Below are 24,625 nucleotides of genomic sequence, written 5' to 3'. Positions count from 1 at the left end.
CCGTCTTCTTGAAATCAATATAGGTGACTGGCGGCGATTTGTGCAGTGCAATATCATCATGGATGACATGCAAATTCTGCATAAGCCCTGCGGCACGTTCTATAGCTTCCTTCAGTACGAGAATCACACGAAACTCTTCATATTCCGTTAACGATGACCGCCCCATGGGACGAACATCCGGGCAGGCGTTCATCTAGGAATTGTGAATGCCTATGATATGTGTTGCCAAACAATGGCATGCAAGGAGATCGGTCGATGTACCGCGGACGGATCGAAAAAGACTTCAATATATGGATTTCCAAAGGCCTGCTCGATGCGGGATCCGCAAAGGCGATGCTGGCGGAGTACGATACCCGCGAGACGGTCTTCAGCGCCGGCAAGGTTCTTCTCGTGCTGGCAGCAATCCTCGTGGCCGCCGCAATCCTTCTTCTGGTAGCCTCCAATTGGGAAGCCATACCGCGTATCTTGCGTGTCGTAGGCATTGTTGGCCTGATCTGGGCCTTCTATCTGGCCGCTGCCGCCTGCCTTGGGCGTGGACTTAAGGCCATGGGTGCCGCACTGTTGGTGCTGGCGACCATGACATTCGGCGGTGCAATCGCGCTGGTCGGGCAGATGTATCACCTGTCGGGGGATGCGACGGATGCGCTGCTCGTCTGGTTCGCAGCCGCTTGCGTGGCGGCGGTGGCCTTTCGCTCCGCAGCACTTGCGGTTCTCTGCGGTTTCCTGGCCTGGGCCATTTTCTGTGAACTGGTCATCGAAAATGATGCGTCCTTCGAAGGGAATGGCTACGTCTACCTCGTGCCGCTGCTGGTCGTCACCGTTATTGCCTTGGTGCGATATACCAATGCCGGCATTGCGCGGCATCTAGCCTACCTTCTTGCTTTGGCCTGGCTCGGCTGGTTTTACATCGAGTTGCCGGAAGTTTGGGTTGCGAGCCTTCTCTTCGGGGCCGGTCTCGTGGCGTTCCTGGTTGCGAGCCTTCCCATATCGCCGCTTTATCGTTTCGCCCGTGATGCCGGAGCCGCGCCGGCTTTCTATAGCTTCGCGCTTGCGGTGCTGGGCTTGGCGGCCTTGCACACCGAAGTGGACGGCGTTGGTCAGGAGACTGCGATCGGAGCAACCACGCTTGCGGTGGCACTCGGCGGTATTGCCATCGCCGGACGGTTGAACGGTCCAGTCCGTTTTCTCGGTTACGCAGTTTTTGCGGCTGAAACCCTTTATCTGGCCTCCGAGACGCTGGGCAGCATCCTTGGCACATCCGGCTTTTTTCTGATTTCCGGTGTCGTCGTCGCCTTGATCGCCTGGTTGGTTATTCGGCTGGAAAAGCGGCTTTCATCTAAAGCCGCAACTGAAGGGAGCGTGGCATGAGCAACAATCCGTTGGTACGACCAATATTTGCTGCGATCCTGGTCGCCCTGCTGCAGACGGCTTTCCTTGGCTACATGATCGAGAGCCGCGCATCGATCCTGCGCAATGGTGTCGATGTAGTGTTGAAGACCGTTCCCGTCGATCCGCGCGACCTGCTGCGCGGTGATTATGTCATTTTGTCCTACGATATCTCGACCATTCCGGCAGACAAGGTGACAGGTGGCTTTCCCACCGAGCCAACTGACGCGCAGCTCTCGGTGCGCCTGGAAAAGCAGCCGGATGGATTTTGGGGCGTTGCGGAAGCTTCGTTCAGCACCCTTTCGGCAAAGGAAGGCAGCGTCATTGCCCGCAGCGCACCGTTCTATTTCTATCCGGCGCCGGATGGCCTGCAGGCTTCGTTGAATGTCGATTACGGAATCGAACGCTATTATGTGCCGGAAGGTGAGGGCAAGGTTCTGGAGGAGGCGCGCAATGCCAGCGCACTGTCGGTGACTGCAAGGGTCGATGATGACGGGCGCATGCAGATCCGTCTGATCGCCATTGACGGCAAGCCACTCTACGAGGAGCCACTTTATTGATTGTGAGAAGCGATCCGTGCCGGACGAGTGACAGGAACACGACAAAACCCGCATTTTTCCGTCGATCCCCATTTTTCCTTTGATCCCTTGGAAACGGGTGATATAGAGACGCCGCGCTCGGGAACGCCCTGAACCCGGTGCAGGTCTGTCTTTGGCGTTGTTGCTCAAGACTTTTCTGTGCCGATGCGAGCAGGCGCTGCGGTTTTCTGAATGCGGGTATGGTGAAATTGGTAGACACGCCAGATTTAGGTTCTGGTGCTGTAAGGCGTGGGAGTTCAAGTCTCTCTACCCGCACCAGAATAAAGGGACGTCCAGGGCTTGCCTTGGCGTCGATCGAGAGGACGGCGCCATTTTGCTTGCAAAACGGTGACTGATTTGCGTAAAGCCACTCCCGGCAAATGGATCGGCTCAAGTGCTCGTGTACAAAAAACACCGACAGAGCCCTGTCAACGTGAAATGAAGGTTTGAACATGCAGGTTATCGAAACGCTCGCTGAAGGGCTGAAGCGCGAACTCAAGGTCGTTATCCCGGCCAAGGACATGGAAGCTCGTATGAACGAGCGTCTCGCCGAAACCAAGGACAAGGTCCGTATCAACGGCTTCCGTCCGGGCAAGGTGCCTTTCGCACATCTGAAGAAGATGTACGGCAAGTCGATCATGGCTGAGCTCGTCAACGAGCTCGTTCGCGAAAAGCCGACCGAAATCCTGTCTGAACGCGGCGAAAAGTCTGCGACGCAGCCGGAAATCGCGATGACCGAAAACGAAGCCGAAGCGGACAAGATCCTCAACGCTGAAGCCGATTTCGAATTCACGCTGGCTTACGAAATCATCCCGGCGATCGAACTCAAGGACGTCAGCGGCATCACGGTGACGCGCGAAGTCGTTGATATCGACGAAGCCGAAGTGACCGAGCAGATCCTCAAGATCGCTGAAAATGCCCGTACCTACGAAACCAAGAAGGGCAAGGCCGCCGACGGCGACCGCGTTACCATTGATTACCTCGGCAAGGTCGACGGCGAAGCCTTCGACGGCGGCAAGGACGAAGACGCAGAGCTGGTTATCGGCTCCAACCGCTTCATCCCGGGCTTCGAAGAACAGCTCATCGGCCTGAAGGCCGGCGACGAGAAGGTCATCACCGTGACTTTCCCGGCTGAATACCCGGCTGCAAACCTTGCTGGCAAGGAAGCCACCTTCGACATCACCGTCAAGGACGTTGCTGCCGCTGCTGCCGTTGAAATCAACGACGACCTCGCCACCAAGCTTGGTCTCGAATCGGCTGACAAGCTGAAGGAAGTCGTTCGCGGCCAGATCGAAAGCCAGTATGGCTCGATGACCCGTCAGAAGGTTAAGCGTCAGATTCTCGACCAGCTGGACGAACTCTACCAGTTCGACACGCCGCAGCGCCTGGTCGACGCCGAGTTCGACAACATCTGGCGCCAGATCAACACCGACCTCGAGCAGGCCGGCAAGACTTTCGCTGACGAAGACACGACGGAAGAAGAAGCCCGCGTCGAATACCGCAAGCTGGCTGAACGCCGCGTCCGCCTCGGCCTCGTTCTCTCGGAAATCGGCGAAAAGGCCGGCGTCCAGGTAACTGACGAAGAAATGCAGCGTTCACTGTTCGAACAGCTGCGACAGTTCCCGGGCCAGGAAAAGCAGATCATCGACTACTTCCAGAAGACCCCAGGTGCTGCCGCTTCGCTGCGCGCACCGATCTTCGAAGAAAAGGTCGTCGATCATCTCCTGTCCGAAGTGAAGGTCACCGACAAGACCGTCAGCAAGGAAGAACTGATGGCTGACGACGAGGAAGGCGCTTCGGACACGAAGAAGGCCGCTCCGAAGAAGAAGGCTGCCAAGGCTGAAGCTGCAGAAGGCGAGGAAGCCGCTGCACCGAAGAAGAAGGCTCCGGCCAAGAAGAAGGCTGCTGACGACAGCGCCGAATAAGTTTGCACATCGTTGCATGATTTTGGAAAAGCCGTCCCGCAAGGGGCGGCTTTTTCTGCTTTTGCGAGGCCGGAACATCAAACGATGTTCCGGCCTTGTTTGTCACCGGGCTGGTCTAACGCAGTAATAACGGCGGCTGATTTCTGCGACATCAGGAAATACGGGAAAGTGTCTTGGTTTTTCCAGACCGGAGCAATCCTTGAGGCTAAAACATCAAGCACTTCCATAGATTGACACTTGCTATCGGAGAGACGAAGGTGAGGGTAGTTTACCTGATGTGATTGAGGGGGATATTCAATGGCAGGTTGCGCCTATCGATTGCTGGCCACAGCTGCAATGGCCATCTCCGCGATTACAATGGGGAACAGCGCTGCGGCTCAGGAGGCCGCCAAGCCAGCCCCCGCCCCATCGGTTTCCGTCACTCAGGTGGTTGAGAAGGATATCAGGCCAACGATTTCTTTCACTGGCCGCATCCAGGCTGTGGACAAGGTCGAGCTTCGGGCGCGTGTCGATGGCTTCCTTGAAAAGCGGCTTTTTACCGAAGGTCAGGACGTCAAGGAAGGCGACCTGCTTTTTGTCATGGAGAAGGGACAATACGAAGCTGCCGTTGTTCAGGCCCAGGGTGCGATCGAGTCTGCTGAAGCCGCGCTGGCCCTGACGAATATCGAGGTCGAGCGGCAAACAACGCTGGTTGCCAAAAGTGCCGCGCCGCAGAGCCAGCTAGACCTGGCGATTGCCAAGCAAAGCGAATCCAAGGGCAGCCTGACGCAGTTGAACGCCGCGCTGGACAAAGCCAAGCTTGATCTCGGCTATACCGAAATCCGCGCACCGATTGCCGGACGCATCGGTCGTTCGGCCTATTCCGTCGGGAATTTCATCGGCCCCTCAAGCAATGTGCTGGCGACGATCGTCAGCCAAGATCCGATTTACGCGAGCTTCTCGGTGTCCCAGCGTGAAATTCTCGCTATTCGGGACAAGCTGGCAAGCAAGGGGACGCTGGGCAGCACCGTCGATGCGGCGGTCGTCTATGTCGAATTGGCGGACGGAAAACGCTATCCCGAGTCAGGAAAGGTCAATTTTGTCGATGTGACAGTGGATCAGGGCACCGACACGGTACCGGTGCGGGCGACATTGCCCAATCCGAAGCGAATTCTGATCGATGGACAGCTCGTGACCGTTATTGTTGAAGGCGGCGAGGCGGAAAAATCGTTGGTCGTGCCCCAGGCTGCAATCCAGATCGACCAGTCCGGACCGTTTGCGCTTGTGGTCAACAGCGAGAACAAGATCGAGGTTCGCCGTATCGAGCCGGGGCAGACGGTGGGAAGCGACTTGTCTGTTCTCAAAGGGCTTTCCGTCGGTGACAGGATTGTGACCGAGGGCATACAGCGGGTTCGCCCCGGGCAGGTCGTCGAGCCGCTCGAAGCCAAGTCGGGATCCTGAGCATGTTGTCAGGCATTTTCATCGATCGGCCACGCCTCGCGGTCGTCATATCGCTCGTCATCACCATTGCAGGTCTGGTCGCGTTGAGCGTCATACCGATTGCACAATTCCCGGACATCGTGCCGCCACAGGTATCGGTGACGGTCAGCTATCCCGGTGCGAGTGCTGAAATCGTTCAGCAATCGGTCGCTCAGCCGATCGAGTCCCGCGTCGTCGGCGTCGACAACATGATCTACATGAAGTCGACCAGCGGCAACGACGGCAGCTATACGCTGACCGTCAGCTTTGCCGTCGGAACGGACCCTGACATCAACGCCGTCAACGTGCAGAACCGCGTCAATCTGGCAGAATCGCAGCTGCCGCAGGAGGCGCGGGCACAGGGGATCAGTGTCAAGAAAAAGTCCTCGGCGCTGATGCAGTTGATCGCATTCACGTCAAAGGACGGAAAGCAGGACCAGCTTTTCCTCTCAAACTACGTGACGATCAACGTCATGGATGGCCTGAAGCGCATCAAGGGTGTCGGTGACGTCTCGCTGCTGACGCCCTCCGACTACAGCATGCGCATCTGGGTGACGCCGGAACGGCTGACCAGTTTCGGCATGACGCCGAACGATATTGTCGATGCCCTGAAACGTCAGAACGTGCAGGCAGCCATCGGCCGTATCGGCGCCCAGCCGGCCCTTCCCGACCAGCAGTTTCAGCTGACCATTCAGACGAAAGGGCGCTTGAGCACCGTTGATGAGTTCGGCGCCATCGTGCTTCGTGCGCAGCCGGACGGGTCGTTCGTGCGAATTCGCGATGTGGCACGTGTCGAGCTGACATCGAAGACGGCCGAGCAGATCGGCCGGCAGGATGGCACGCCGGCAGCGGTTCTCGGCATCTATCAGTCACCCGGCGGCAACGCGATCGCGACGGCGGAAGCGATCGGGCAGCTGCTAGAGAAACTCAAGCCGTCGTTTCCCGATGGTGTCGATTACAAGATCACCTACGATACGACCAAGTTCGTCGCGGAGAGTATCCACGAGGTTATCAAGACACTCATCGAGGCATTCATCCTCGTCGTGATCGTCGTCTATCTGTTCCTTGGAAGCGTGCGGGCGACGCTCATTCCGCTGATTGCCGTACCGGTCTCGTTGATTGGAACGTTCGCCGTGATGATGGCGTTCGGCTTTTCAGCCAATACGGTCTCTCTGCTGGCGCTTGTTCTGGCGATCGGGATCGTTGTCGATGACGCGATCGTGGTGGTCGAGGCCGTCGAGGCCCAGCTGGAAAAGGACCCGAGCATCACGCCAGCGCAAGCTGCGCGGCTTGCCATGGGCGAGATCACGGCGCCGATTATCGCGATCACGCTGGTTCTGCTTTCGGTGTTCATCCCGGTAGCGTTCATTCCCGGCATTTCCGGCGAGCTGTTCCGCCAGTTTGCGGTTGCCGTCTCTGTGTCCATGGTAATTTCCGCCATTAATGCTCTGACACTGTCGCCGGCCCTCTGCGCCGTTCTTCTCAAAGCACACCATGGCCCGAAGCGCGGCCCGATTCGCTATGTGTTGAAGGGGATCGACTATGCCCGCGATGGCTATGCGGCCCTGGTGCGGCGGTTCGTTCGCTTCGCGTTTCTGGGTCTTGTGCTGCTGGCGGGTTTGGCTCTCGGAACCGGCTGGTTGATCAAGTCGACACCGACGGGCTTCCTGCCATCGGAGGACCAGGGCGCTATCTTCGGCGAAATCGTCCTGCCTGATGGTGCTTCGGTGAACCGAACCAATGATGTTGCCAAGCGGGTTGAGGAAATGATCCGGAAAACCGATGGCGTCGATGGTGTCATGTCGGTTGTCGGCTACAGTCTGCTCGATGGCCAGGTGAAGTCGAATTCGGGCTTGCTGGTGGTGACGCTGAAGCCGTTTGCCGACCGCGCGACGGTTGAATTGTCCGTCAATGGCCTGCTCACCAAGATCAGCACCGAACTGCAGACGATCAAGGACGCCAATGTCATCGTCTACAATTTGCCACCAATCATCGGTCTGGGCACGGGGAGCGGCTTTGAATACCAGCTGCTGAGCCTTGCCGGCGGCAGCGCCAGCGATGTTGCCCAGGCAGCACGTGGTCTGGTGTTTGCGGCCAATCAGGATCCGGCACTGAGCAAGGTGTTCACCACCTATGCGGCCAATACGCCGCAGCTCTATCTCGATATCGACCGCGAAAAAGTCCAGACGCTCGGTATCGAGGTTTCGGATGTCTTCAATGTGCTGCAGTCGGTACTGGGTAGCGCCTATGCCAACGACTTCAACCTGTTTGGCCGTACCTGGCAGGTCACCGTGCAAGGCGAGGCGTCGGAGCGATCGAAGGTTGACGACATCTACCGGATCAATGTCCGTAACAACAAGGGCCAAATGGTCCCGATCCGGGCGTTTGCGCAAGCGCGCCTGATTCTCGGGCCACAGCTGATCGTCCGCTACAACAACTACGCCAGCGCGACGATCAACGGCGGGCCGGCGGAGGGACGCAGCTCCGGGGAGGCGATCGCTGCCATGGAGGCGGTATCTGCCAAGACGCTTCCGGCTGGTTATAGTTATGAATGGACGGGAACGGCGCTGCAGGAAATCGAAGCCAGCGGCAAGACGACGATGATTCTCGGACTTGCTGTGCTCTTCGCCTATCTGTTCCTTGTCGGGCTATACGAGAGTTGGACCATCCCGATCGCAGTGCTGCTGTCGGTGACGGCCGGTATTGCCGGCTCGATGCTGGCACTCAAGGTCGCGGGGCTCGACAACAATCTCTATGCCCAGATCGGCCTCGTGGTGCTGATCGCGCTTGCGGCAAAGAACGGCATTCTCATCGTCGAGTTTGCCATGGAGCGGCGAAAGCACGGGCTTGGAATTTCGGAGGCGGCTGTCGAGGGCGCGCGCGAACGGTTCCGTGCTGTGATGATGACCAGCTTTGCCTTCATTGCCGGTCTGATACCATTGGTTATCGCGCAAGGGGCGGGCATGCTCAGCCGCCGCGGCGTCGGCACTGCCGTCTTCGGCGGCATGCTCGGGGCCGCACTGGTCGGTATCTTCCTGATTCCGATGCTCTACGTGAACTTCCAGTGGCTGCGCGAAAAGGCAAAGACGATCGGGCGGAAGACGGAAGAGCAACCGGCCGAGTAAATTGCCAAACCCAAGATATGAAAAGCCGCCCCTGAGGCGGCTTTTCATTGTGCATGCTCGAATGTTCGGACGGTTGGGTCCCAGACCGAATTTACGCCTTTGGTGCGATCTCGCCCATGCGGTTACCGGCATCAAGTCCGGCAATCTTGTAGGCTTCGGCAAGTGTCGGGTAGTTGAACGTGTTCTCGACGAAATACTCGACGGTGCCCTTGAGGTTCAACACGGCCTGGCCGATGTGAACGAGTTCAGTGGCGCCTTCGCCGACAATATGGACGCCAAGCAGACGCCGTGTCTTGAGCGAGAAGATCAGTTTCAAAAGCCCGGAATCCAGTCCCATGATATGGCCGCGTGATGTCTCGCGGAAACGGGCGATGCCGCATTCATAGGGGATGCCGCGTTCCTTGACCTCTTCCTCCGTCAGGCCGCAGGTCGAGATCTCCGGTACAGCGTAGATGCCGTAGGGGAAGAACTTCGGCGGTTCCTTGGCGATGGCGCCGACGGCGACACGGGCGGCGATGCGGCCCTGTTCCATCGAGGTCGAGGCAAGGCTCGGAAAGCCGACGACGTCGCCGGCCGCATAGATGTTCGGAACGGATGTCTGGAAGGTCTCGGGGTTGACGCTGAGGCGGCCACGATTGTCGGCTTGAAGACCTGCAGCTTCCAGATTGAGCGAATCGGTGGCGCCCATGCGGCCTGCAGCAAACAGCACCATTTCGCAGATGATGACGCGGCCGCTGTCGAGCTTGATCGAGCATTTGCCGTCGGGGGTCCGCTCCACTTTTTCGGCCTTCTGGCCGAGATGAAGCTTCATGTTGCGGTCGCGCAGCTGATAGGTGAAGTCCTCGACGATTTCCTTGTCGATGAAGTCGAGCATTGTGGACTTCGGATCGATCAGCGTGACCTGCGTATCGAGCGCACTGAAAATCGTTGCATATTCGATGCCGATGACGCCTGCGCCAATCACGGCCATGGAGCGCGGCAGGTCCTGGATTTCAAGCAACTCGTCGCTATCGAGCACGGTCTTTCCATCGAACGGAATATAGTCCGGGCGAAACGGTTTCGTGCCGACGGCAAGCAGGATGCTGGTGGCGGACACCTGGATGATTTCGCCATCTTCCTTGAGGATCTGCATTGTCTGCGGATCGACGAAACTCGCCTTGCCGCGAATATGCTGAACGCGGTTGCGGGCGAACTGATGTTCCAATACCTCGACCTCGTGATCAAGGGTGATCAAGAGGCGGCGGCGCAGGTCCTCGGCGCTGATCTCTTCCTTGACACGGTAGGCGCGTCCATAAAAACCGCGCTCGCGCCAGCCTGTAAGGTTGAGCGCGGTTTCGCGAAGGGTTTTGGAGGGGATGGTGCCGGTATGCACAGAGACGCCGCCGACACGCTTTCCCTGTTCGATGACAAGAACCTTCTTGCTCAGCTTGGCGGCCTGGATGGCGGCTCTGCGCCCTGCAGGTCCGCTGCCGACAACCACGAGATCGTACTGGTTCATGACACGTTTCCGATAATGGAGGGAGAATCATTGTGCGCTGCGATAAATGTCGCCTGCAAGCGTCTATATCGTCAATCTTACAGTTTAATAAAGCCTAGTGACCCGGCGCGAGGCTTGCGGATGCTTATTTTATCAAAAGCGATTATATTGAGCCGGAACAATCTGCTGTTGGCGGCGAGGAGTGCGCTTTCGGCGATGAGTGACGAGCCGGCACCGTCCGGCTTGCTGACGGGAGATGTACCATGGCTTTGCAGGAAGCAGAAGGCAGGCACGAACACGAGGCAGCTGCATCGCCTGATATCGCCAACATGCCCCCTGTTAAACCACGCAGCCGCCCCGGCGTAATCGCCGCAGCCGTCTATGAACACGGTCAACGGATCCTCGATATCGAGATCAAAGACGCACATACTTGGAAGGGCCGTGAAAAGGCGGTCGTCTGGATCGGCCTGCATGAACCGGATGAGGCCTTGCTACGCGAGGTTCAGGCCGAGTTCGGCTTGCATGAACTGGCCATCGAAGATGCCGGCCATGCCCATCAACGGCCCAAACTGGAGATCTACGGCGATTCCATCTTCGTTGTGGCGCGTACGGCGCATATGGGCGGCGGAGAAATCGTCTTTGGCGAAACGCATCTCTTCGTTGGACACGGCTATGTCGTTTCCGTGCGCCATGGACCCTCGACCTCCTACAATCTGGTGCGGCAACGCTGCGAGGCTTCACCTGCCGCATTGGCGCATGGCGAGAACTACATCCTCTATTCCATCCTCGATTTCATCGTCGACAACTATATGCCCGTCGTCGAAGGCATCCATGCCGAAGTGGAGGAGCTGGAAGAGCGGGTTCTGCGCGATCGGCTGGACAAGAAAGACATCGAGCGCCTCTATTTCCTGCGCCGCAGCCTGTTGCGCCTGCGCAATGCCGTCGTGCCTTTGGTTGATGTCTGCCGCCGGCACGAGCATCTCGATCTGCCCGGCATGGACGCAACGCTACACGCGCTCTTCCGTGACGTGACCGACCATGTCCGGCGGGTGCAGGAAGATATCGACACGCTGCGCGAGGTGCTTGCCTTCACCTTCGAAGCCAGTTTGATGATCGGCCAGTCGGAACAGACCGAGATTTCGCGCAAGCTGGCATCCTGGGCCGCAATTCTAGCGGTACCGACAGCGATTGCCGGCATCTACGGGATGAATTTCGACGACATGCCGGAACTGAAATTCAAATATGGCTACTTCGTCGTTCTGGCTCTCATCTTCGTCGTCTGCAGCATGCTCTACCGGATGTTCCGGCGGGCGAAGTGGCTCTGATCCGGTCCGATCAGATCAGGCGCAGCCCCTTGAGGCTGGCATGGCCATCCTTGCCGATGATGATGTGATCATGAACGGTGATCCCGAGTGGTTTTGCCGTGTCGACGATCATCTTTGTCATCTCGATATCGGCCCTCGACGGTGTCGGATCACCGGAGGGATGATTGTGGACTAAAATCAGGGCGGTTGCCGAGAGTTCGAGCGCGCGTTTGACCACTTCGCGCGGGTAGACCGGCGTGTGATCGACGGTACCCGTTTGCTGCACCTCATCGGCAATCAGCGCGTTGCGCTTGTCGAGAAAGAGAATGCGGAACTGCTCGCGGGTCTCGTGCGCCATCGCGGCATGGCAATAATCGATCACCGACGACCAGGAGGCCAAAACCTGCTTGCCCTTGAGTTCGCTCTTGAGGGTCCGGTGGGCAACAGTCGAGATCAGCTTCAGGTCGAAGGCGACGGCCTCACCGATGCCCTTCACTTCCTGTAGCAAAGCCGGCGATGCGCCGAATACGCCAGCGAGCGTTCCGAAACGCTCAAGCAGAGCCTTGGCGATCGGCTTGGTGTCGCGGCGCGGGATCAGGCGGAACAGCAAAAGCTCGAGGATTTCATAATCGGCCAGCGCTGTGTCGCCGTGATCTCTATAGCGCGCCCTCAACCGGTCGCGATGACCATGATAGTGCGCATCATCCTGTTGCACTGCGGGTAGGCCAAGGCCGGAGCGCTTCGGTTGCTGTTCGGCGAAAAAGCCCCTTTCATCAGCCGGTTGCGAGTGATCGCCTTCGGAAGGAAAAAGGGGCTTTGTCATCGCAAACCTTATGTTGGCAGGCCCGGACGGTCGAGGCCGCCAGGCGACAGGGTGAAAATCTCGCATCCGTCGGCAGTAACGCCCACAGCATGCTCGTATTGCGCCGACAGAGACCGGTCGCGGGTGACGGCTGTCCAGCCATCGGCCAGAACTTTTACATGCGGTCGGCCGAGGTTGATCATCGGCTCGATGGTGAAGATCATGCCTTCGCGCATTTCCGGGCCTTCGTTTGCCCGGCCATAATGGAGGATGTTCGGCGCGTCGTGAAACAGGCGGCCGACGCCATGACCGCAGAAATCGCGCACCACCGAACAGCGTTCCGCTTCGGCAAAGGTCTGGATGGCTTCACCGATGGCGCCGGTGCGCGCGCCGGGTTTGACGGCGGCGATGCCGCGCATCAGGCATTCATGGGTGACTTCGAGCAGACGCTGGGCGGCGCGCTTGATTTCGCCGACAGGATACATCCGGCTGGAATCGCCGTGCCAGCCGTCGATGATATAGGTCACGTCGATATTGACGACATCGCCTTCGCGGAGTGGTTTCTCGTTGGGAATGCCATGGCAGACGACGTGGTTGATCGACGTGCAGGACGACTTGGTATAGCCGCGGTAGTTCAATGTCGCCGGCAGGGCGCCGTGATCCATACCGAAGTCGAACACGAAACGGTCGATTTCGTCGGTCGTAACGCCGGGCTTGACGCGGCTCGCCAGTTCGTCGAGGCAGCGCGCGGTGAGTTGGCAGGCGCGCTTGATCCCGGCAAAATCCTCGGGCGTATAGAGGCGGATGACGCCGGTATTCTTGTAGGGCGCTGACGCTGCCTCGATATAGGTGACCATTACAATACTTTCAGTTGTCTTTCACAAATGTCATAGATCAGCACAGGCGGGTTCGTCTATCGGGATCAGGCCATCAGGCACAATTTGCTGCGGCGAAACCTGGCATTTGACGGCAAAGGCCTCAACCCCGCGCTGCATTGCCCGGCGATAAGCCTTTGCATAAACCGGGTCGAGGTCGTCACATATCCTGAACATTGCGCAGTCGTCTCGCTGGATCAGGTAGATCATGATGCCGCGATGGCCTGCCTCGACCATATCGCCGAGCTCCTCCAGATGTTTTGCACCCCGCGCGGTCGGGCTGTCGGGAAATTCCGCCAGGCCGGGTGCGCGGCTGAAATGCACGTTCTTGACCTCGACATAGGCGCTCCCGCGTTCCGCGTCACTGAGAAGGATGTCTATGCGGGAATTGCGGCCATATTTCTGTTCGCGCTGGACGGTTGAATAGAGATGGAGGTCGCCGACCTGACCCGCCCTGATGGCTTCCTCCGCCAGCTTGTTCGGCAAACCGGTATTGATGCCGACAACCGTGCCATCGACTTCGACCATCTCGAACATATGCTGATATTTGCGTGTCGGGCTGTCATGCTCGGACAACCAGATACGCGAACCCGGCGTCGTCAGCCCGCGCATCGAGCCGGTATTGGGGCAGGAGCCGGTGATGGCGCGACCGTCCTCAAGCACGGCATCGAAGAGAAAGCGTTTGTAGCGCTGGGTGAGAACGGCGGGCACCAGTGGCCGATCGAAGAGCATGAAGTGTCGGTGTCCGTTGTTTGATCAGGCGCGGGCACGGACATAGGAGCCCGGCGCTTCTTCCAGAGAGTTGAGGTTTCCGCCGGTCTTTCTTGCCGGGACGCGTTCGCCGTCGAGCGCCTCGATCCAGGTCTGCCAGTGTGGCCACCAGGAGCCTGGGGTCTCTTTGGCCGTCTTCGCCCAATCCTCGAAATCGCCGGTGGGAGCGCCGCCGGTCCAGAACTGGTATTTGCCTTTGTCGGGCGGGTTGACGACGCCAGCGATATGGCCTGAACCGGACATCACATAGGTGACCTCGCCGCCAAAAAACTGGCTGCCGACGAACACCGACTTTGCCGGGGCGATATGGTCTTCCTTGGTGGCGAGATTGTAGATCGGGATTTTCACATCACCGAGCGAGATCGTCTTGCCGGCCAACACCATCGCACCCTTGGTCAGATTGTTCTGCAGATAGCAGTTGCGCAGGTAGAAGGAGTGGTTGGCGGCGGGCATCCGGGTCGAATCGGAATTCCAATAGAGCAGATCAAAGGCAGAGGGTTCCTGACCCTTCAGGTAATTGTTGACGAAATAAGGCCAGATAAGATCCGAAGCTCGCAGCATGTTGAAGGCCATCGCCATCTTCGAGCCGTCGAGATAACCGGTCTCCTTCATCCCTTTTTCCATCTGGGCGATCTGCTCCTCGTCAGCAAAGACCTTGAGATCGCCGGCATGAGTGAAGTCAACCTGGGTGGTGAACAAGGTGGCAGACCGGATGCGCTTGTCACCCTCCTGCGCATGCAGGGCAAGTGTTGCGGCAAGCAGGGTGCCACCGACGCAGTAACCAATTGCATTCACCTCATCTTCGCCGGTCGCGTGGCGGATGGTGTCGAGGGCAAAGCCGATGCCTTCGCGGGCATAGGATTCCCAATCCTTGTTCGCGTGGCGTTCATCCGGATTGACCCAGGAGATAACGAAGACGGTGTGGCCCTGATCAACGGCCCATTTGATGAAGGACTTTTGAGGATTGAGATCCAGCACATAAAATTTGTTGATCCAAGGCGGGCAGATCAAAAGCGGCCGCTTCAGAACGGTCTCGGTGGAGGCATCATATTGCAAAACCTGGCAGACGTCGCTCTGGGCGATCACCTTGCCGGGCGTGATCGCGATGTTTTCACCGACAGCGAATTTGCTGACATCCGTCTGGCGCAGTTTCAGATCGCCCTTGCCGGCCACGATATCCTCGGCGAGCATCTGCATGCCCTTGACCAGGTTGGCGCCGCTTGAGGCGACCGTTTCGCGATAGAGCTGCGGATTGGTGGTGACGAAATTGGCCGGCGACAACGCGCTGGAAATCTGCCGCACATAGAAGGCGGCCTTGTGTTTGGTGTGCTCGTCGAGACCTTCCGCGTCACTTACCATGCGGTCGGCCCAGTTGGACGTGATGAAGTACGCCTGGCGCAGGAAATCGAAGAAGGGATTGGCGACCCAGTCGGCATCGGAAAACCGCTTGTCGTTGCGTGGCACCTCGTCGGGATCGCTGACGGCCTCGCCGCTCATTTTTTGAATGCTGCGGGTCCACATGGAGAAGAAGCTTCCCATTAGGTGGGTTTGTGCCTCAAGCGCCCGTCTCGGATCAGAGAGCCAGTATTCGGAGACTTTGGAGAGGGTCTTGACCATGTCGACCATGGGATCGGCGCCCCTGTCGGCCTTCTCACCGCTTTCGCGCGGGGCAAGCCAAGCCGATGCGGCCTTGCCGAGTTGCTCGACTGAGCGGGCCAGATTGATCGCAAAGGCTTCCGGGTCCTTGACGATATAGGGTTCAACGGATTTCGGGTCGAAACCGGGAAAACCATCCGTGCTGGTGTCGGCCTGGCCCGCGGCCTTCCTGTCTTCTGCCACCCAGTTTCCTCCACAGATGTTTGTTTGTTTTGTCTTTTTACATTCTGCCTTAAAATGATTACAAGTGCCAGCGCATGTTGGACTCGGGGCACATTGGCGGCCCGCCGGTTTCGGTCAGGGATTCAACGAAAGGGGCCGGGCAGGGGCAATATGACGAAGTCGGGGAAAGCAGTGATGACGCGGATGATGACGGCCTTTGGAATGGCAGGTTTGGTGCTTGTTCTTGCTGCTTGCAGTTCGGCAAAGGTCGAAGAGCAACCGTCAATCTATTCGGCCACCATGGCCAAGCCCATTCCCTCCGATGTCTATCCTGTCATCGAAGGCAAATTACCGGCAGCAACTACCCAGATGAGCAATGACGAAGCTGCCAGCCAGTCGGCGCGATTGTCGGCACTCGGGGCTGCCCGCTCGTCGGGCCAGATTTCCGAGGCGGAGTATCAGCGCCGCCTGAAGGAGCTTCAGCTTCTGGCCGCCAATCACGGCAGCGATACGCTGAAGCAGATACAGAAATAGCGCTTGCGTTTCGGCTGATTTGGACGCAAAGCGTTTCACGGCCGCGTGGGCCTGATTGCACCGCGCGCGTCTCCTTGCACGCATGATTCCGGCACGGGGACGGCGCAAGACGAGGTTTAGAGATGGAAGAGTTTCACAAAGTCCGGCGTCTGCCGCCTTACGTTTTCGAACAGGTCAACCGTTTGAAAGCCAGCGCGCGAGCGGGTGGAGCTGATATCATCGACCTCGGCATGGGCAATCCGGACCTTCCGACGCCGCAATCTGTCGTCGATAAGCTGTGTGAGGTCGTTCAGGATCCGCGCACCCATCGCTATTCGTCCTCCAAGGGCATTCCGGGCCTTCGCCGCGCGCAGGCCGCCTATTATGCCCGCCGTTTTGGCGTCAAGCTCAATCCCGATACCCAGGTCGTTGCCACCCTCGGTTCCAAGGAAGGCTTCGCCAATATGGCGCAGGCGATCACCGCTCCGGGCGATGTGATCCTTTGCCCGAATCCAACCTATCCGATCCATGCCTTCGGCTTTCTGATGACCGGCGGCGTCATCCGTTCGATCTCGGTCGAGCCGGACGACACATTCTTCCCGCCGCTCGAGCGGGCGATCCGTCATTCGATCCCCAAGCCGATTGCGCTGGTCATCAACTATCCGTCCAACCCGACGGCGCATGTGGCAACGCTCGATTTCTACAAGGAAGTCGTCGCTTTCGCGAAGAAGCATGACATCGTCATCCTGTCGGATCTGGCCTATTCGGAAATCTATTTCGACGGCGTAATGCCGCCGTCCGTTCTCGAAGTTCCCGGCGCGATGGACAACACCGTCGAGTTCACCTCGATGTCGAAGACATTCTCCATGCCCGGCTGGCGCATGGGCTTTGCCGTTGGCAACGAACGCCTGATTGCAGCATTGACGCGCGTTAAATCCTATCTTGATTACGGCGCCTTCACGCCGATCCAGGTGGCTGCGACCCATGCGCTGAACAGCGATGGCTCGGATATTGCCGAAGTGCGCAATATCTACAAGCGCCGCCGTGACGTGCTGGTCGAAAGCTTCGGCAAGGCCGGCTGGGACGTTCCGCCGCCGGCAGCGACGATGTTTGCCTGGGCCAAGATCCCGGAAAAGTTCCGTCATCTCGGTTCGCTGGAATTCTCCAAGCTTCTGGTCGAAAAGGCTGACATCGCGGTTGCGCCCGGCATTGGCTTCGGCGAGCAGGGCGATGACTATATCCGCATCGCGCTGGTCGAAAACGAGCACCGGATTCGCCAGGCCGCCCGCAGCCTCAAGAAGTTTCTTTCGACAGCCGACGATACGTTGCACAACGTCATCTCGCTGAACGCTCATCGCTGAGGCACCGGATTTTTCTGGTACCCCTCAAAATCTGCTCCGCCTTTTCAGGCGGAGCGCTCTCGATATGTTAGGAATAGTTGTATGGCAGATGCCCTTAAAATCGGCATTGCGGGCTTGGGAACTGTTGGCGCCTCGCTCGTGCGGATCCTCCAGGAGCGCCACGAGGCGCTGGCGACGACATGCGGCCGGGCCATCGAAATTACCGCTGTTACCGCACGTGACCGCAACCGCGATCGCGGCGTCGATCTTTCTGCCATTGAATGGCATGCCGATGCGCTTTCGCTCGCAACAAATGCTGATATCGACGTTTTTGTTGAATTGATGGGCGGTGCCGGAGAACCGGCTCTGTCCGCCGTTAAGGCTGCGTTGTCGCGTGGCGTCCATGTCATTACCGCCAACAAGGCGCTGCTTGCTGCCCACGGCATCGCGCTTGCCGGTCTCGCCGAAGAACACGGTGCGCTGTTGAACTACGAAGCCGCCGTCGCCGGTGGTATTCCGGTAATTAAGGCGGTCAGGGAATCGCTGACCGGCAACACGATCTCGCGCGTCTACGGCATCATGAACGGCACCTGCAATTACATCCTGACCAAGATGGAGAAGGAAGGCCTGTCGTTCGAGGCTTGCCTCAAGGAAGCGCAGCGTCTCGGCTATGCCGAAGCTGACCCGGCCTTTGACATCGAGGGCAATGATACAGCTCACAAACTGTCGATCCTGACGAGCCTTGCCTTCGGAACCGCGATCGCGGCCGATGACATCTATCTCGAGGGAATTACCAATATCTCGATTGACGATATCCATGCGGCGGCCGATCTCGGCTACCGGATCAAGCTGCTCGGCGTTGCCCAGCGCACGGAAAGCGGCATCGAACAGCGCGTGCATCCGACCATGGTGCCGCTCGATTCGGTGATTGCGCAGGTCGATGGCGTGACCAATGCGGTGGCAATCGAATCCGATATTCTCGGTGAACTGCTGATGGTCGGCCCAGGTGCCGGTGGCAATGCAACAGCATCCGCAGTGCTTGGCGATATCGCCGATCTTGCCAAGAGCCGCCCGGGCGCGCAGCACGTACCGGCCTTCGGCCGTCCGGTCACGGCCCTGCTACCCTACAAGCAGGCGCAGATCCAAAGCCATGAAGGCGGATACTTCATTCGCCTGAAGGTTCTCGACAAGACCGGCGTCTTTGCGAGCATCGCAACGCGCATGGCGGAAAACCGGATTTCGCTGGAATCGATCGTCCAGCATTCCAAGCAGCCCGTCGATCCCGATGGCCCGCAGACGATCATTCTCGTGACCCATGCGACGACCGAGGATTCGGTTCGCAAGGCCGTTGCCTCGATCAAGGGCGAGGGCTATCTCGTCGGCGAACCACAGGTCATCCGCATCGAACGGCCAAAGACGGCCTGATCCGAAATCGCAGATGCATGTCTTGCGGCCCCATCCGGCTATCTCCGGGTGGGGCCGTTTTCGTTGCGGTTTGCGCAGGATGCAAAACCCGCGTACGAACGGTCAAAAATCATGGGTGTGCGATGAGTGATGTGCCAGATCCCGTCCAGCGGGCGTTTCTCAATGTCGAGCGTTCGGTCACCGGTCAGCGCTGGGTATCGCGGCTGGATCAGGCCGGGCAGAACCGCGCGCTGGCTATCAGTCAGGTTCATGGCTTCTCCGATCTGATCGCGCGGGTGCTGGCGGGGCGTGGCGTGACGATGGACGACGCGGTGGCATTCCTCGATCCGACCATCCGTTCGTTGATGCCTGACCCGGATACTCTGACGGACTGCAACAAGGCCGCCGCCCGGATCGTCACGGCGATCAAGGCGCGCGAAAAGGTCGCCATTTTTGGTGACTACGATGTCGACGGCGCAGCGTCCTCGGCGCTGATGTTCCGGTTCCTGCGCCATTTCGGCGTCGACGCGGAGATCTATATTCCCGACCGGATTTTCGAAGGTTACGGCCCTAATCCTACTGCAATCAATCAATTGATCGACAACGGCGCCCGGCTGATCGTCACCGTTGACTGCGGATCGACCAGCCACGAATCGCTCGCAGCGGCCCAAGCGCGTGGCATCGATGTCGTTGTCATCGACCACCACCAGGTCAGTGCTGAGCTGCCGCCTTGCGTGGCGCTGGTCAATCCGAACCGCGAGGACGATCTGTCGGGGCAGGGGCATCTCTGCGCTGCAGGCGTTGTCTTCCTTGTTCTCGTCAACGCTGTGCGCCAGTTGCGCGAATCCGGCGACAAACGCGTCGCATCGTTCGATCTGCTTGCCTTGCTTGACATCGTGGCGCTGGCGACCGTGTGCGACGTGGTGCCGCTCAAGGGCCTGAACCGGGCCTATGTGGTTAAGGGACTGGTGGCCGCGCGGCACATGCAGAACCCAGGCCTATCGGCGCTGTTTCGCAAGGCTGGTCTTGGCGGGCCTGTTACACCCTATCATTTCGGCTTCCTGATCGGCCCGCGCATCAATGCTGGCGGACGAATTGGTGATGCGGCACTCGGTAGCCGGTTGCTGACGCTTGAAGACGAAGGTGAAGCCGAGGAGATCGCCGCAAAACTTGATGAACTCAATCGCGAGCGGCAGGTTATGGAAGTTGCCATGCTGGCAGAGGCCGAGGCCGAGGCACTGGCGGAATATGGCACAGGCGAATCGGCGTCGATCATCGTTACCGCCCGCGAAAACTGGCATCCGGGCATTGTCGGCCTGTTGGCTGCACGGCTGAAGGAAAAGTTTCGCCGTCCGGCCTTTGCGATCTCGTTCGATGCGAACGGCAAGGGAACCGGATCCGGCCGCTCGATCAGCGGTTTCGACATCGGCAAGATTGTTCGCGCAGCGGTCGATAACGGCCTGCTGGCCAAGGGGGGCGGTCACGCCATGGCGGCTGGCCTGACGGTCGAGCGTGCCAATCTCGGTAAGCTCAGGCACTTCTTCGACGAAAAGGCGCAGAATACCGTCAAGGACCTCGTCTCGGCTGAAACGCTGAAGATCGACGGTGCTCTGGGTGCCGCCGGGGCAAATCTGGCGCTGATCGATCAACTGGAGCAGGCAGGCCCGTATGGGGCAGGGCATCCGCAGCCAATCTTCGCACTGCCGGCGCACCGCCTGCGCGATTCGCGCCAAGTCGGCACCAACCATGTCAAAGTGACGTTGGAAGGTCAGGACGGCTCAAGGATTGAGGGCATTGCATTCCGGGCGCTGGAAACGCCGCTTGGCGACTTGCTGCTGTCGGAGCGCGGGACGTCGTTGCATGTGGCCGCCTCGATCTCCGCCGACATGTGGCAGGGAACACGGCGCGTTCAATTGCGGGTGATCGACGCCGCAAGGGCATTCTGAACCGGAATCGTGCGTGATAATACGGCGCGGGTCAGTTGCGCTGTAGAAAACTCTGCAATGTCAGGGAGATTGAAAGACCATGGTACGCCCTAGGGGAGTCGAACCCCTCTTCCCAGAATGAAAATCTGGTGTCCTAACCGATAGACGAAGGGCGCATCAGTGGTGTGGGCGTCTTATAGTCAGACAGGTTGAATGCTGCAAGCGCTAAATCGCATTTTTTGAAGAATTTTTCACAGTAAAATCAGCAGCTAAACCACGGGAGTTTATGTCACGCGAAAACGCCCGCGCCGCCCGATTTGGGCGTCTGCGAGGCAGTTTTATTCACTGAAAGGGAGGTTCACAATGGTACGCCCTAGGGGAGCTGCACTATCGTTGTTTTTCAATGTCTTAGATTGGCTAACCCGCCAAAATCGCGTCATTGTTATACAAACGTTATTTCCGCGATTGGCTAACCCTCAAGAGGCGGTACGCCAGCGCGTACCAGTCGAGCCCCGAGGCTCTAGACGGCATCCCTGACATCCTGAAAAAAGAAAAACCCCCGGTGAGTGACAACCGGGGGCTTAAGGAAGATCGGGTCGGCTAACCCAAACTATCAACGAACGTGACCGTAGCCGAACCGATTTTGTTTCGTAACCGAAATGAATTGGTTCAGCTATGCAAAACGGAATTATTCCACAGAACGTGATCGATGCAGGCCAAAGCGCGTATGCGCAGCTGATCAGCGATATGATCGCAATGGAGCATGGCATCGAACTTGGACTGGCCGGATATGCCGACACCGCCGAAGATGCGGCAAAGCTTCCCGTTTGGATGCGCACGGCATCGACAAAGGCGGCTCATAAGGTTGGAGCATCCGGCGCTGCCGTGCTTCCGAAGTCAGCCCAAGGGGATAGTGATATCCCACGCCTACCGAACTACCTCAAAATCCTCACTGCTCTTTCCAAGAATGTGAAATGCCGGGAGAAAGCTTTCGTCCGTTCGTTGTTGCGGGATATTTGTTTCCAGCACCATCAATCGACTAACGGCCGTTGGGATACAGACCTGCAGCGGTTTGAGCGTTGGGGTGCGCGTCCGGTGGACGATTGGAGGCGGTCTTGCGTGAATAAGGTGGCCGCCCCAGCGTCAGACGCTGTAATTGTGTCTGAGCGTACATTTCATCGGATCAAGGGCGAGTTGATCGACCAAGGCCTCATCGTCGCTCAGCCGCACCTATGGCACGGCAAGACCGTTTTGTGGATCAAACCCACAGAGAAGCTTTGCCGGATCGTGTTCGAAGCGGGTTATCTGGAGACCACCAGTTCCACCGACCAGCCGAAACCAGTCCAACCAGCCTCAACGGGAACAGTCGCCAAGAAACCCCGAGGGCTCTCTGCTCGTCACGCGGCGATCGACGTGGAACTCAAGGACCTCTACCGGAAAGCAACGACCACCAATTGCTCCCATCTGACGAAAGCAGATCGATGGAAAATATTCGAACGTCTCACACAGCCGATAGTGCTTTCCCCGAAGATGGAAAAACCTGCCTTTGCCGCTCCCGGTTCATACCGTTTTCATCGCCTGCATGACGACCTTGGGCTAATGTCCGAATAGCGTTTAGAAAATTTTAGTGGCAGTCCGCTTTTTACCCAAATCTCTCAAAAGTGAGGATCGTAATACACTGATATTGCTTATTGTTTCGAGTATATTTTCGTGTTTAGAAATTAAAGTGGCAGTTCCAATAGTAGATATAGATGGAAAAAACTTGGAAAAGCAGAAGAGGAAAAGGAGATAGCAAACCCAAACGGGATTTGCATTCTCGACGCTGCGCTAAGCAAGATTACGGGAAGAAAGACCCTTCCTCCCGGAAGGGAGCCCACCCCCCAAAGCCCCCCGCCCAGTTGTTTACCGGCCTGCCTTGCGCCAACCAGCGGCGCGGGCATCCGCTTCAGAGCAGAACCAGCGCTCCCCATAGTCTACGGATGTTGGTGGCCTCGTAGTATTCTTGCCCCGGTACGTGAAAGATGTGTTCCCCCGAACTGATCGAGATATTCCCCTTGATCAGACATGCGGGATCATACGTCTCGCGGGGCAGGAGCGTGTAGCCGCCCGCACCCAAAAAGGCTGCGACCGAGGACAGGATAACAAACAGCGTGAAATTACTCATGGCACACTTCTAACGCGCATGATTTGATATTCAGTTTCAGCGATCTCTAAAATTTTCTGAATGCCCCATGGCCACGCTCAGGCCCACGCGCGCGAGGGCTTGCAGACATTGCCCCGGACATATGTAATTTGAGTGTCACCCTGATTTGGCCGGTGACAGATGCGCAATCCATTCCGCAAGACACAGACGACGACAGAGACCGCACCCGAGGCGCGTTCCCTTGACGCCCCGACTGATCTCGATTTTTCCATTTTCGGAGTTGTCCAATCGGCCAGTGGGGCATCAGTCACCCCAGCCAGCGCACTGCGCGTCCCGGCTGTCGCTGCTGGCGTCAAGGCCATTGCCGAAGCCGTTTCCATCCTACCGCTGCACGCATACCGCCGTGCCAATGACGGTTCGCGGGAGCGAGACACAACGCATGTTGCGTCTCGCCTGCTGAATGGGGATGCCAATCCTTGGACCCGAGGTCCCCAGCTGCGCGAACTGCTGACGGCCGATGCCATCGCTTACGGCAATGGCTATGCGGAAATCCTGCGTAGCGCCGATGGCGAACCAACAGAACTCCATCGCCTCCATCCCCCGACAGTGACAGTCGAGATCGACAGCCGCACACAAGAGCCGCGCTATCGCATCAGCGCGGGCCAAGGACAGCGTTTCATCGACTTCCCCGATATCATCCATATGGGTTGGCGAAAGGCCAGACCACGGGAGCCGGTGACATCGCCCGCCTTCGCCATGCGGCCTTCCTCGATCTCCATGTCTGGGCCAAGGAAGCCGGTCTGGTCAGCTCGAAACAGATCGTCGGCACCGTCCGCACCGCGCTTGCTGATGCGGTCTGGAGCATTCCCGGCCTGCAGGTGGCAGACCTCCACATCGCCAGTAGCCGTTTTCTGCGCGATCCCGATGGCCTCTATTCCCACGCCGTCGTCAGCCTTGAAGCAATCGTTCTGGAGGTAGCGCCATGAGAGCCGGGAAACTCGACAAGACCATATCGATCGAACGGGCTGGCACCGTGGTGGACGACTACGGCACCCCGACAGAGGGCTGGGCCACCATCGCCACGGTTCGCGCCCAGATCATTCAGCAGACCACGCAGGAATTTCTGGCTGCACCCGGCACCAATGCCGAGACGGCCACCGTCTTCCGTATCCGCCACCGTGACGGCCTGCAGGTTGCCGACCGGATCACCTACGCGGGCCGCGCCTTCGACCTGAAAGAGGTGAAAGAACTCGGAAGACGCGAGGGGCTGGACCTGCGTTGCGTGGCTTCTGAATAGGAAAATTTGACCGATCTTGCACAAGTATTCCGAAAACACCAACAAAATCAATAAAAGGGATTTTTAAAAATGGCATTTCCCGGCGTTAAACCAGCCCTCAAAACCATCAGCGGTGGCTTGGACGGCATCCCCCCGTTGCCTGCCACGGTGGACGCTTCCATGTCCGAAGAGTGGAATGTCATCCTGCAGACCTGAAGAACCGGAAGCTGCTGGCAAAGCCGATGCTGGGCGTGCTCGAAACCTACGTGGCCGCTCTGTGGATGCAACGGGAAGCGCTAAAGGAAATCCAGACGAACGGCATCCTCGTGAAGACGGCGCATCAGGCACCGAAGGCAAACCCGGCCACGGCCATGCTGAAGGCAGCACAGATTTCCGTTGCCCGCCTGTCCGCAGAACTTGGCATCACCCCGGCATCCCGGTCGCGGGCTGGCATGGGCGGGGATGAACCCACACCCGATGATGACGACGCGCTGGGGCTCTGAAC

20 protein-coding genes, 2 tRNA genes and 2 pseudogenes are annotated in these 24,625 nt (G+C 58.3%); 17 read left to right on the top strand and 7 right to left on the bottom strand.

The genetic code is table 11. The features are described 5' to 3' along the window. Positions 1 to 255: 255 nt before the first annotated feature. From R6X40_RS06645 to R6X40_RS06620, 6 genes are all read left to right on the top strand, one after another. The gene (locus tag R6X40_RS06645; RefSeq protein WP_318412041.1) at positions 256 to 1,368 is read left to right on the top strand and encodes a DUF2157 domain-containing protein; all 1,113 of its coding nucleotides are present in this window, start codon (positions 256 to 258) and stop codon (positions 1,366 to 1,368) included. Beyond that, positions 1,365 to 1,946 (top strand): GDYXXLXY domain-containing protein, encoded by a 582-nt coding sequence (locus R6X40_RS06640; protein ID WP_318412039.1) that lies wholly within the window; start codon positions 1,365 to 1,367, stop codon positions 1,944 to 1,946. Before R6X40_RS06645 ends, R6X40_RS06640 begins: the two co-directional genes overlap by 4 nt. 212 nt (positions 1,947 to 2,158) lie before the next feature. Beyond that, positions 2,159 to 2,243: transfer RNA gene (locus R6X40_RS06635), tRNA-Leu, on the top strand. 173 nt (positions 2,244 to 2,416) lie between these two features. Further along, complete coding sequence (gene tig / locus R6X40_RS06630; protein ID WP_318412038.1) at positions 2,417 to 3,889, top strand: trigger factor; 1,473 nt, start codon at positions 2,417 to 2,419, stop codon at positions 3,887 to 3,889. 297 nt (positions 3,890 to 4,186) lie between these two features. Continuing rightward, positions 4,187 to 5,329: an efflux RND transporter periplasmic adaptor subunit gene (locus tag R6X40_RS06625; RefSeq protein ID WP_318412036.1), complete on the top strand. Its 1,143-nt coding sequence runs from the start codon at positions 4,187 to 4,189 to the stop codon at positions 5,327 to 5,329. Positions 5,330 to 5,331: 2 nt separating this feature from the next. Next, on the top strand, positions 5,332 to 8,472 hold the full coding sequence (locus R6X40_RS06620) for a multidrug efflux RND transporter permease subunit (protein WP_318412034.1): 3,141 nt from the start codon (positions 5,332 to 5,334) through the stop codon (positions 8,470 to 8,472). A 91-nt stretch (positions 8,473 to 8,563) separates the two neighbouring features. On the opposite strand, the gene sthA is transcribed toward R6X40_RS06620, so the two are convergent. After that, positions 8,564 to 9,970, bottom strand: coding sequence for a Si-specific NAD(P)(+) transhydrogenase (gene sthA, locus R6X40_RS06615; protein ID WP_318412032.1), 1,407 nt, complete (start codon positions 9,968 to 9,970; stop codon positions 8,564 to 8,566). A 308-nt stretch (positions 9,971 to 10,278) separates the two neighbouring features. Here sthA and R6X40_RS06610 point away from each other — a divergent pair, with 308 nt between their 5' ends. Beyond that, entirely contained in the window at positions 10,279 to 11,274 is a 996-nt protein-coding gene (locus tag R6X40_RS06610; protein WP_318412370.1) for a magnesium and cobalt transport protein CorA, read from the top strand. Between the two features lie 10 nt (positions 11,275 to 11,284). Here R6X40_RS06610 and radC read toward each other — a convergent pair whose 3' ends face one another. The 4 genes from radC to phaC are packed head-to-tail and all read right to left on the bottom strand — an operon-like array spanning position 11,285 to position 15,540. After that, a complete protein-coding gene (gene radC, locus R6X40_RS06605) occupies positions 11,285 to 12,076 on the bottom strand; it encodes a RadC family protein (protein WP_318412030.1) in 792 nt (263 codons plus the stop codon). Between the two features lie 8 nt (positions 12,077 to 12,084). Beyond that, complete coding sequence (map, locus tag R6X40_RS06600) at positions 12,085 to 12,912, bottom strand: type I methionyl aminopeptidase (RefSeq protein WP_318412028.1); 828 nt, start codon at positions 12,910 to 12,912, stop codon at positions 12,085 to 12,087. A gap of 30 nt (positions 12,913 to 12,942) precedes the next feature. Beyond that, positions 12,943 to 13,662 (bottom strand): DNA/RNA nuclease SfsA, encoded by a 720-nt coding sequence (sfsA, locus tag R6X40_RS06595; protein ID WP_318412026.1) that lies wholly within the window; start codon positions 13,660 to 13,662, stop codon positions 12,943 to 12,945. A gap of 24 nt (positions 13,663 to 13,686) precedes the next feature. Beyond that, the gene (gene phaC, locus R6X40_RS06590) at positions 13,687 to 15,540 is read right to left on the bottom strand and encodes a poly(3-hydroxyalkanoate) polymerase subunit PhaC (RefSeq protein ID WP_318412024.1); all 1,854 of its coding nucleotides are present in this window, start codon (positions 15,538 to 15,540) and stop codon (positions 13,687 to 13,689) included. Positions 15,541 to 15,714: 174 nt separating this feature from the next. On the opposite strand from phaC, the gene R6X40_RS06585 reads away from it, so the two are divergent. The 4 genes from R6X40_RS06585 (at position 15,715) to recJ (ending at position 20,722) form a co-directional block, all read left to right on the top strand. Further along, positions 15,715 to 16,053, top strand: a complete 339-nt coding sequence (locus tag R6X40_RS06585) for an SHOCT domain-containing protein (protein WP_318412022.1) — start codon at positions 15,715 to 15,717, stop codon at positions 16,051 to 16,053. A gap of 122 nt (positions 16,054 to 16,175) precedes the next feature. After that, positions 16,176 to 17,393, top strand: a complete 1,218-nt coding sequence (locus R6X40_RS06580; protein WP_113315759.1) for an LL-diaminopimelate aminotransferase — start codon at positions 16,176 to 16,178, stop codon at positions 17,391 to 17,393. An 81-nt stretch (positions 17,394 to 17,474) separates the two neighbouring features. Next, positions 17,475 to 18,797, top strand: a complete 1,323-nt coding sequence (locus R6X40_RS06575; protein WP_318412020.1) for a homoserine dehydrogenase — start codon at positions 17,475 to 17,477, stop codon at positions 18,795 to 18,797. Between the two features lie 122 nt (positions 18,798 to 18,919). Next, positions 18,920 to 20,722, top strand: coding sequence for a single-stranded-DNA-specific exonuclease RecJ (recJ, locus tag R6X40_RS06570; RefSeq protein ID WP_318412018.1), 1,803 nt, complete (start codon positions 18,920 to 18,922; stop codon positions 20,720 to 20,722). 80 nt (positions 20,723 to 20,802) lie between these two features. On the opposite strand, the gene R6X40_RS06565 is transcribed toward recJ, so the two are convergent. Next, positions 20,803 to 20,877: transfer RNA gene (locus tag R6X40_RS06565), tRNA-Glu, on the bottom strand. 499 nt (positions 20,878 to 21,376) lie between these two features. Between R6X40_RS06565 and R6X40_RS06560 the strand changes: the two genes are divergently transcribed. Next, positions 21,377 to 22,312: a hypothetical protein gene (locus tag R6X40_RS06560; protein ID WP_318412016.1), complete on the top strand. Its 936-nt coding sequence runs from the start codon at positions 21,377 to 21,379 to the stop codon at positions 22,310 to 22,312. Positions 22,313 to 22,603: 291 nt separating this feature from the next. Here R6X40_RS06560 and R6X40_RS06555 read toward each other — a convergent pair. Beyond that, positions 22,604 to 22,865: pseudogene (locus R6X40_RS06555) on the bottom strand (hypothetical protein). A gap of 159 nt (positions 22,866 to 23,024) precedes the next feature. Between R6X40_RS06555 and R6X40_RS31575 the strand changes: the two are divergent. The 5 genes and pseudogenes from R6X40_RS31575 to R6X40_RS06535 form a co-directional block, all read left to right on the top strand. Further along, positions 23,025 to 23,492: pseudogene (locus R6X40_RS31575) on the top strand (phage portal protein); the annotation flags it as partial. Between the two features lie 59 nt (positions 23,493 to 23,551). Then, positions 23,552 to 23,830 (top strand): DUF3168 domain-containing protein, encoded by a 279-nt coding sequence (locus tag R6X40_RS06550; protein ID WP_318412015.1) that lies wholly within the window; start codon positions 23,552 to 23,554, stop codon positions 23,828 to 23,830. Further along, positions 23,827 to 24,141 carry a phage head closure protein gene (locus tag R6X40_RS06545; RefSeq protein ID WP_318412013.1) on the top strand — a complete coding sequence of 105 codons (315 nt, stop codon included), beginning with the start codon at positions 23,827 to 23,829 and terminating at the stop codon, positions 24,139 to 24,141. The genes R6X40_RS06550 and R6X40_RS06545 overlap by 4 nt, the downstream gene beginning before the upstream one ends. A gap of 69 nt (positions 24,142 to 24,210) precedes the next feature. Beyond that, a complete protein-coding gene (locus R6X40_RS06540; protein WP_318412012.1) occupies positions 24,211 to 24,336 on the top strand; it encodes a hypothetical protein in 126 nt (41 codons plus the stop codon). A 26-nt stretch (positions 24,337 to 24,362) separates the two neighbouring features. Continuing rightward, a complete protein-coding gene (locus R6X40_RS06535) occupies positions 24,363 to 24,623 on the top strand; it encodes a phage terminase small subunit P27 family (protein ID WP_318412010.1) in 261 nt (86 codons plus the stop codon). Positions 24,624 to 24,625 lie beyond the last annotated feature (2 nt).

This window comes from Rhizobium sp. PL01, assembly GCF_033447125.1.
GTDB lineage: Bacteria > Pseudomonadota > Alphaproteobacteria > Rhizobiales > Rhizobiaceae > Pararhizobium.
Note: the sequence above shows the minus strand (reverse complement) of the source record. Positions and strands in the feature narration are given on the sequence as shown.

What these genes read in the sequence shown, in the direction of transcription:
- R6X40_RS06645 (WP_318412041.1), top strand. Translation starts at nt 256, where the DNA reads ATGTACCGCGGACGGATCGAAAAAGACTTCAATATATGGATTTCCAAA.
- R6X40_RS06640 (WP_318412039.1), top strand. Translation starts at nt 1,365, where the DNA reads ATGAGCAACAATCCGTTGGTACGACCAATATTTGCTGCGATCCTGGTC.
- tig (WP_318412038.1), top strand. Translation starts at nt 2,417, where the DNA reads ATGCAGGTTATCGAAACGCTCGCTGAAGGGCTGAAGCGCGAACTCAAG.
- R6X40_RS06625 (WP_318412036.1), top strand. Translation starts at nt 4,187, where the DNA reads ATGGCAGGTTGCGCCTATCGATTGCTGGCCACAGCTGCAATGGCCATC.
- R6X40_RS06620 (WP_318412034.1), top strand. Translation starts at nt 5,332, where the DNA reads ATGTTGTCAGGCATTTTCATCGATCGGCCACGCCTCGCGGTCGTCATA.
- sthA (WP_318412032.1), bottom strand. Translation starts at nt 9,970, where the DNA reads ATGAACCAGTACGATCTCGTGGTTGTCGGCAGCGGACCTGCAGGGCGC.
- R6X40_RS06610 (WP_318412370.1), top strand. Translation starts at nt 10,279, where the DNA reads ATGCCCCCTGTTAAACCACGCAGCCGCCCCGGCGTAATCGCCGCAGCC.
- radC (WP_318412030.1), bottom strand. Translation starts at nt 12,076, where the DNA reads ATGACAAAGCCCCTTTTTCCTTCCGAAGGCGATCACTCGCAACCGGCT.
- map (WP_318412028.1), bottom strand. Translation starts at nt 12,912, where the DNA reads ATGGTCACCTATATCGAGGCAGCGTCAGCGCCCTACAAGAATACCGGC.
- sfsA (WP_318412026.1), bottom strand. Translation starts at nt 13,662, where the DNA reads ATGCTCTTCGATCGGCCACTGGTGCCCGCCGTTCTCACCCAGCGCTAC.
- R6X40_RS06585 (WP_318412022.1), top strand. Translation starts at nt 15,715, where the DNA reads ATGACGCGGATGATGACGGCCTTTGGAATGGCAGGTTTGGTGCTTGTT.
- R6X40_RS06580 (WP_113315759.1), top strand. Translation starts at nt 16,176, where the DNA reads ATGGAAGAGTTTCACAAAGTCCGGCGTCTGCCGCCTTACGTTTTCGAA.
- R6X40_RS06575 (WP_318412020.1), top strand. Translation starts at nt 17,475, where the DNA reads ATGGCAGATGCCCTTAAAATCGGCATTGCGGGCTTGGGAACTGTTGGC.
- recJ (WP_318412018.1), top strand. Translation starts at nt 18,920, where the DNA reads ATGAGTGATGTGCCAGATCCCGTCCAGCGGGCGTTTCTCAATGTCGAG.
- R6X40_RS06560 (WP_318412016.1), top strand. Translation starts at nt 21,377, where the DNA reads ATGCAAAACGGAATTATTCCACAGAACGTGATCGATGCAGGCCAAAGC.
- R6X40_RS06545 (WP_318412013.1), top strand. Translation starts at nt 23,827, where the DNA reads ATGAGAGCCGGGAAACTCGACAAGACCATATCGATCGAACGGGCTGGC.
- R6X40_RS06540 (WP_318412012.1), top strand. Translation starts at nt 24,211, where the DNA reads ATGGCATTTCCCGGCGTTAAACCAGCCCTCAAAACCATCAGCGGTGGC.
- R6X40_RS06535 (WP_318412010.1), top strand. Translation starts at nt 24,363, where the DNA reads ATGCTGGGCGTGCTCGAAACCTACGTGGCCGCTCTGTGGATGCAACGG.